The sequence below is a fragment of the Methylibium sp. T29 genome, from assembly GCF_000576205.1.
GTDB classification, from domain to species: Bacteria; Pseudomonadota; Gammaproteobacteria; order Burkholderiales; family Burkholderiaceae_C; genus Methylibium; species Methylibium petroleiphilum.
In genome coordinates this window covers 1-7,347 of the sequence record NZ_AZND01000171.1, presented here as the reverse complement: position 1 = coordinate 7,347, position 7,347 = coordinate 1, and the positions used below count along the sequence as shown (strand labels likewise).

Genomic DNA, 7,347 nt, shown 5'->3' with positions numbered 1-7,347 from the left:
CCGGGTTCGCTGGCTCCGGCTCCGCCGCCCGCAGCGGCTCGCCACGGCAAAGCCATGCTGCCCAGGGCCAGCACAAGCACCGCCACCTGCCGCCGCCACGGCCGAGCCGCACGCCCGACCCGAACGCTCGGGCCGCGCTTCATGCCACCGTCTCCAGGAAGTAGCGCGTCATCGCCTCGGCATCGAAGCCGCCATGCAGGTGGAAGGGCGCCATGCCGTGCGCGTCGAACAGCGCATGCAGCGCGTCGCGCCGCGCGGCCACCGCGTCGCGCCACTGCGCGCGCAGCGGCTCGCGCATCCACAGGCTGCGCCGCACGCCGGTCTCCGCGTCGCTGACAGCGACCAGCGCACGCGCCGGCGGCGGCTCGGTCTCGGCCGGGTCCCAGACGATCATCGGCACCACGCAGGCCGGCGCCAGCAGGTCGAGCACCGCGTCGAGCCCGCCGAGATCCCAGTGGAAGTCGGACACCAGGAACACCAGCCCCTGGCGGCCCGACAGGCGCGTCGCCACGCGCTGCAGCGCCGCCGCGCCGTTGTGGCGCACGGTGTCGTGCTGCCAGGCGTTCTCGGAGCGGCAGCGGCGCAGCGCCTCGGCCATCGCGATGCCGGCGCCTCGGCTGTGGCGCGGCGGCATGAACAGGTCTTCGCGCTCCTCGTGGTCGAACGCCAGCAGGCCCACCGCGTCGCCGACGCGGAAGGCGCTGGGGCCGAGCGCCTCGACGAAGTCGGCGGCCACCTGCAGCTTGCTGCGCAGCGCGCCGAAGTGCATCGATGCCGACACATCGACCACCACGTGCACCGGCACCGCGACGCGCTGGCGCTGGATGCGCACCAGCCACTCCTGGCCCACGTCGCGCAGGCTGGCGCGCAGGTCAATGCGGCGCGGGTCGGGGTGGTCGAACAGCCGCCGGTGCGCGGCGAAACCCTGCCCCGAGCCGAGGCTGGAGCTCGATGCGCACCGGGGCGCTGACCGCCGTAGCGCAGTGGCAGGCGGTAGTGGAATTCGTCGTGCGTCGGGCTCATCGGCGGCGGCGGTCGGCGCTCTCGGTTCAGGGGGCAGCCACGCGGTCCATGATCTTCTCGACCAGCGCCGGCGCCAGCTCGGCGCGCCGCAGCTCGTAGATCGGCGTGAAGAACACCCGGTGGCCCAGCACCGACGGCAGCACCGCGTGCACGTCGTCGGGCAGCAGGTGGTCGCGGCCCGCCAGCCACGCCACCACGCGCGCGGCGCGCATCAGCGCGCTCATGCCGCGCGGGCTGGCGCCGGCGAGGATCAGGCGCTTCATGTCCACACCCTCGAGGTGCACGCCGAAGCGCAGCGGGTCCTCGCTGGCCTCCCACAGGTCGAGCACGTAGCGCTCGATGGTCTCGCTGCTGCGCACGCTGGACTGGATCAGCGTGCCGATCTCGTTGAGCCGGTCGGCCGGCAGCAGCGCCGCGGGGACCTGCTCGATCAGCCGGTCGGCGTCGTGGAACGCGGTGTCGAACACCAGCGCGCGGCGGATGCCGCGGTCGGTGGGCTTGCTCATGTTGAGCTCGAACATGAAGCGGTCGCGCGCCGCCGATGCGAGTTCGAAGGTCTCTTCCTTCTCGACCTTGTTGCGGTCGGCGAACACCGTCATGTGCGGAAAGCGGTACTCGCGGTTGAAGGCCGACACGGTGCGCTCGGCCATCGCGCGCAGCAGCAGCGACTGCACCTGCGGGCGGGCGCGGTTGATCTCGTTGAAGAAGAAGGTGGTGAGGCCCTCGCCGTGGCGCAGCAGCGGGCCCGGATCGATGCGCGGCTTGCCCTCGGCGTCGACATAGGTGTGATAGATCAGGTCGCCGGGCATCAGGTCGACGGTGCCCTCGACGCGCTCGAAGTCGCCACCGATGGCGCGCGAGAACGCCCGCAGCACCGTGGTCTTGCCGACGCCGACGTCACCCTCGAGCAGCACGTGGCCGCGTGCGAAGGTCGCCACGTTGATCAGCCGGATCGTCTGCGGCTGGCCGATCACCGCGCGGGCGACCTCGGCCTCGACCCGCTGCGCGATCGATCGCCAGTCCTGAAGCTGTTCTGCTGAACTCATTTGCCCGCGCCGGTTGCCAACACAATGCCGCAGGGTGTCTCGGCGGCGGCCGGCGGTCTTGCCTGAGAGTGCACCCTAGGTTCCCACTGAAGGATCAGCCGCCGATGGGCCACGACCGTGCGTTCTCCACCCTCCACCTGCCGCCGGGCCAGCGCGTCGCGCGCTGGACGGAGGCTGCCTCGGACCGCTTCGTCGAATCCCGCTTCAAGGTGCAGGACCCGGACCGCTTCGTCGCCTCGATGCTGCACCGCGACCTCGCCGAACTGTCGGTGACGCGCATCACCTCGGTCGGCCACGGCTTCAAGCACATCACCCGCTCGCAGCGCCAGGTGGCCCGCGCGCACGAGGACTTCTTCCTGGTCAGCGTGCAGCTCGAGGGTTCGTGCTGGATCGCGCAGGGCGGCCGCGAGACGCGGCTGGCGCCAGGGCAGTTCGCGATCTACGACACCCGGCGCCCCTACGAACTGCTGCTCGAAGAGGACTACCAGCAGGCCGTGCTGCGCATCCCCTGCGCCACGCTGATGGCGCGTGCGCCCGATTGCGATGCGCAGACGGCGCAGGCCATCTCGGCGGCCAGCAGCTCCGCACGACGGCTGATCCACCAGGTCCGCGAAGCCTGCCGTGGCACGCGCCTGTCGCGTCCGGCGCTGGCCGAGGCCTTGCTGGGCGCCGTCGGCGGCGGCCTGCGCGGCGACGCCGACAGCCGTGCAGCGACGCCGCATTCGCGCCGCACGCTGCTGGCGCGCATCAAGGCCCATGTGGTCGCCCACCTGGGTGATCCGCAGCTGTCGGTGCCGGGCATCGCCGCGGCGCTGGGGCTGTCGACCAGCTACCTGCACCAGCTGTTCCGCTCCGAGGGCAGCACGCTGGAACGCTGGATCTGGGCCCAGCGCCTGGCCGCCTGCGAACGCGCCCTGATCGACCCGCGCGCGGCGCGTCACACGCTGACGCAGATCGCCTACAGCCATGGCTTCAGCGATGCGGCGCATTTCAGCCGCAGCTTCCAGCAGCGCTACGGCGCCTCGCCGCGCGAGTACCGCAAGTCGGCCGCCACGGTGCCCGCGGCCGGACCACGCGACTGACGCGCGCGCGCCGGCTCAGGCGATGCGCAGGCCGAGCGTGCGCTCGAGCCAGGCCTCGAGCACCGGTGACTCGAACCGGTCGTCGACGCAAGCGATGTACTGGTCGGGGCGCACCAGCACCATCGCGCGCCCGGTGACGCCGAGCGCGTCGAACAGCGCATCGGCACCCTGACCGGACGCGACGGCGTGCACATGGAACCAGCCGGGGCAGGCCCTTTCCAGCTGGGCGGCCCAGGTGGAAGCGCGCGCCTCCAGGCCCTCTCGCTCGCGCTGCAGCAGCAACACGTGAAAGCCCGGCGCCGCCAGCCAGGCGTAGACCGATGCCGACGGGTCCGCCAGTGGCGCGGCGATCTCGGCATACGGCAGGCGATCGCCGGCGCGCACCGTCATCGCCGCAGCCGCCGGCGTGACGCCCGGGCTTTGCGACAGGCGGCTGCCTCGGTAATGAATGCCGGTCTGCGAGATCACCCGGAACAGGCGCTTGCGCACCGCCGGCCGGGCCATCACGCGCGCCGCGATGCGCGGGAAGACGTGCAGCCTGAAGGCCCGCACCAGCGGGTTGGGACTGATGATGAACTGGAAGGCGCTGTCGGTCGTCTTCAGGAGCTGCTGCGCGACCGGCCAGCGCTCGGCGTGGTAGCTGTCGAGCAGGTCGTCGCGCGCACGGCCCTGCACCACCAATGCCAGCTTCCAGGCCAGGTTGCACACGTCCTGCAGGCCGGTGTTCATGCCCTGCGCGCCGACCGGGCTGTGCACGTGCGCGGCATCGCCGGCGACGAAGCAGTGCCCGGCCCGCAGGCGCTCCACGCAACGGTGGTGCACACGGTAGGACGAGAACCAGGCGGTCTCGCCGAAGCGCACCTCGATGTCCATCTGCGCGCGCACCGCCGCCTCGATGTCCTCGAAGCGCAGCACGGGCGCGTCGCCGCCGGCGTCGCGCGGCAGCGTGCCGATGACGCGGTAGCGCTGCTCGCCGGGCATCGGGAAGAACACCACGAAGGTCTCGCTCGACAGGCAGACCGTGAGCTCGCCGTGCGGCAGCGCCCAGTCGACGCGGGTGTCGGCCACGTAGAAGGCGTTCTCGTAGGTGCCGCCGGAGAACGGCAGGCCGAGCTGCTCGCGCACCGGGCTGCGGGCGCCGTCGCAGCCGACCAGCCAGTCGCAGTGCAGCGTCTCGCTGCGGCCGTCGGCGTGGCGCAGCGTGGCGACGGCACCGGTCGCGTCTTCGTTGCGCAGGTCGGCGAGCGAGGTCTGCCACTCCACGTCGCGGCCCGCGGCGCGCAGGGTCTGGTAGAGCAGCGCCTCGTTGCGGCTCTGCTCGAGGATCAGCAGGTAGGGAAACGGCGTCACCGCCTGGCCGATGTCGCCGAGCGGAATGCGCTGCACGCGCCGGCGCCCGACATAGATATTGCCCGCGAAGGTGGCCCGGCCCTGCGCCACGGCCTCGGCGGCGATGCCCATCGCGTCGAACAGCTCCAGCGTGCGGGCCTGCACGCCGAGGGCGCGCGATTCGCGGGTCGGGCCGGCCTTGCCGTCGACGATGCGGAACTCGACCCCGTGACGGGCCAGCTGGCAGGCGAGCATCAGGCCCGTGGGGCCTGCCCCGACGATGAGCACCGGCGTGTGGGACATGGCGCAGCCCTCCGTGCGCGCATCTTGCAACGAGGCAGCCCGGGCCGTCCAGCCCGCGCGCGCCGCCGCCGCGGACGGCCGCTCAGGCGGCCTGCTGCAGCGCCAGGCCGGCGTGCTCGCGCAGCGGGTGGAACACCACCTTGGGATGGCGGTCCTGCGTGAGGCGCAGGTCGTAGGGCGAGGTCATCAGGTAGGCCAGCGTGTCGGCCGCGTCGAGTGCGAGCTTGCTGGCGGCCTCGTCGGTGAACTTGCGCATCGCCGCGTCGTCGTCGCAGGTCACCCAGCGCGCGCCGTGGAAGCGGCTGCCGGTGAGGCGCACATCCACGCTGTACTCGGCCTTCAGGCGGTGCTGCACCACCTCGAACTGCAGCTGGCCGACCGCGCCCAGCAGCATCGAGCCGCCGACCGTGGGCCGGAACACCTGGATCGCGCCCTCCTCGCCGAGCTGCAGCAGGCCCTGCTGCAGCTGCTTGCTCTTCATCGGGTTGGCCAGCTCGACGGTCTGGAACAGCTCGGGCGCGAAGAACGGCAGGCCGGTGTAGGTGCCGAAACTCGCCGGCGCCTCGCTGTCGGTGATGGTGTCGCCGAGCTGCACGCCACCGTGGGTGGTGAAGCCGATGATGTCGCCCGCGTAGGCCTCCTCGACCGCCTCGCGCCGCTGCGACAGGAACGTGACCACCGAGGTGGGCCTCAGCTCCTTGGCGGTGCGCTGCACGCGCAGCTTCATGCCCGAGGTGTAGCGCCCGGAGTTGACGCGCACGAAGGCGATGCGGTCGCGGTGCGACGGGTCCATGTTGGCCTGTACCTTGAATACCACGCCGGAGAACCCGGCCGACTGCGGCGGCACCTCGTGCTCGCTGCCGTCGGCCCGCGTCACGTGGCGCGAGGCCGGCGGCGGCGCCAGGTCGACCAGCGCGTCCAGCACCTCCTGCACGCCGAAGTTGTTGACGCCGGAACCGAAGAACACCGGCGTCTGCTTCGCTGCCACGAAGGCCGCCTCGTCGAAGGCCGGTGCGGCGGCGGTCAGCAGTTCGATGTTCTGCTCGGCCAGCGCATAGTCGTGCCCGAAGCGGGCGCGCAGCGTGTCGGCCTGCGACAGCGGCACCACCTCGTCGCCCTCGTCGCTGCGCTTGTCGGCCCCGGCCTTGAAGAGACGCATCTGCTGCTTGCGCAGGTCGACGATGCCGCCGAAGGCCTTGCCCTGGCCTACCGGCCAGGTCATCGGCACGCAGGGCATGCCGAGCTCCTGCTCGATCTCGTCGAGCAGCTCCAGCGGCTCCTTGCCTTCGCGGTCCATCTTGTTGACGAAGGTGAGGATGGGCGTGTCGCGCTGGCGGCAGACCTCGATCAGCCGCCGGGTCTGCGGCTCGACACCGTTGGCCGCGTCGATCACCATCAGCGCGGCATCCACCGCGGTCAGCACGCGGTAGGTGTCTTCGGAGAAGTCCTTGTGGCCCGGGGTGTCGAGCAGGTTGATCACGCAGTCGCGGTAGAGCATCTGCATCACCGAGCTGGCGACCGAGATGCCGCGCTGCTTCTCGATCTCCATCCAGTCGGAGGTGGCATGGCGGCTGGCCTTGCGTGCCTTCACCGAGCCGGCGATATGGATCGCGCCCGAGAACAGCAGCAGCTTCTCGGTCAGCGTGGTCTTGCCGGCATCGGGGTGGGAAATGATCGCGAAGGTGCGCCTGCGCTGGACTTCATCGGCGATCTGAACGTTCGACATCACTTTCCCAATCTCGGCAGGTGCGCGGCCACGACCGCAGGGTCCCGGCGGCGCTGCGCGCGGCGGGCCGTGGCCTCTTTCCAGCACCGGGGTCCGCCCGGCGCGAGGCGCGATTTTAGGTGGAGGGCCTTGTCGCGCCCTGGGAGGGCTTGCGCCGGGGTCGGCTCAGGACGGGTCGGGGATCGCCGCCGCGAGGCGCGGCGCGGCCCAGTCGATGAACTGGCGCACCCGCGGCGACAGCAGGCGCGCGTGCGGGTAGACGAGCTGGATCGGCAGGTCGGGCGGCTCGAAGGCCGGCAGCAGGCGCAGCAGCCGCCCGTCGGCCAGCTCGTCGGCGACCTGATAGTGCAGCAACCGGGCGATGCCGAGGCCCTGCGTGCAGGCCAGGCTGGCGGCCCGCACCTGGTTGGCCACCAGCCGGGCCGAGACGGTCTGCGTGAGCGGCGCGCCCCGGTCCTGGAAGTGCCAGTGGCGCCCGTGCGGCGCGAAGGCGATGCAGGCCAGCCCGCGCAGCGCCGACGGGTGCGCGACCGGCCCGGCCTCGCGCAGGTAGGCGGGGCTAGCGCAGACCACCAGTCGCGTGCGGCCCAACGGCACCGCGACCATCGAGGAGTCGGGCAGGCGGCCGATGCGCAGCGCGAGGTCCAGGCCCTCGTCCAGCAGGTCGGCCACGCGGTCGGCCAGCGTCAGCTCGATGCGCATCGCGGGATGGGCGGCGAGGAAGGCGTTCACCAGCGGGGCGACGTGGCGCCGCCCGAACTCGACCGGCGCGGTCAGCCGCAGCAGGCCGCCGGGGCTGTGGCGGCGCGCGTCGAAGCCGTGCTCGACCGCGTCGAAC

General features: G+C 72.0%; 5 protein-coding genes and 1 pseudogene. 1 reads left to right on the top strand and 5 read right to left on the bottom strand.

Translation table 11 applies throughout. The features are described 5' to 3' along the window. Window positions 1-139: 139 nt before the first annotated feature. Together x551_RS16235 and x551_RS16230 are read right to left on the bottom strand one after the other, a co-directional pair. A pseudogene (locus x551_RS16235) lies at window positions 140-1,023 on the bottom strand (VWA domain-containing protein). Between the two features lie 26 nt (window positions 1,024-1,049). Beyond that, window positions 1,050-2,069 carry a MoxR family ATPase gene (locus tag x551_RS16230; RefSeq protein WP_036233563.1) on the bottom strand — a complete coding sequence of 340 codons (1,020 nt, stop codon included), beginning with the start codon at window positions 2,067-2,069 and terminating at the stop codon, window positions 1,050-1,052. Between the two features lie 104 nt (window positions 2,070-2,173). Between x551_RS16230 and x551_RS16225 the strand changes: the two genes are divergently transcribed. Continuing rightward, window positions 2,174-3,151: a helix-turn-helix domain-containing protein gene (locus x551_RS16225; protein ID WP_036249544.1), complete on the top strand. Its 978-nt coding sequence runs from the start codon at window positions 2,174-2,176 to the stop codon at window positions 3,149-3,151. 15 nt (window positions 3,152-3,166) lie between these two features. Here the strand turns inward: x551_RS16225 and x551_RS16220 are convergent, their stop codons facing one another. From x551_RS16220 to x551_RS16210, 3 genes are all read right to left on the bottom strand, one after another. After that, a complete protein-coding gene (locus x551_RS16220; RefSeq protein ID WP_036233566.1) occupies window positions 3,167-4,783 on the bottom strand; it encodes an FAD-dependent monooxygenase in 1,617 nt (538 codons plus the stop codon). 82 nt (window positions 4,784-4,865) lie between these two features. Beyond that, window positions 4,866-6,509, bottom strand: coding sequence for a peptide chain release factor 3 (locus tag x551_RS16215; protein ID WP_011830858.1), 1,644 nt, complete (start codon window positions 6,507-6,509; stop codon window positions 4,866-4,868). Between the two features lie 165 nt (window positions 6,510-6,674). Next, window positions 6,675-7,347, bottom strand: a 673-nt coding sequence (locus tag x551_RS16210) for a LysR substrate-binding domain-containing protein (protein WP_036249542.1), incomplete at its 5' end; no start/stop codon positions are given.

Excerpts from the sequence above, each read along its gene's own strand:
- x551_RS16225 (WP_036249544.1), top strand. The coding sequence starts at position 2,174 with ATGGGCCACGACCGTGCGTTCTCCACCCTCCACCTGCCGCCGGGCCAG.
- x551_RS16215 (WP_011830858.1), bottom strand. The coding sequence starts at position 6,509 with ATGTCGAACGTTCAGATCGCCGATGAAGTCCAGCGCAGGCGCACCTTC.
- x551_RS16230 (WP_036233563.1), bottom strand. The coding sequence starts at position 2,069 with ATGAGTTCAGCAGAACAGCTTCAGGACTGGCGATCGATCGCGCAGCGG.
- x551_RS16220 (WP_036233566.1), bottom strand. The coding sequence starts at position 4,783 with ATGTCCCACACGCCGGTGCTCATCGTCGGGGCAGGCCCCACGGGCCTG.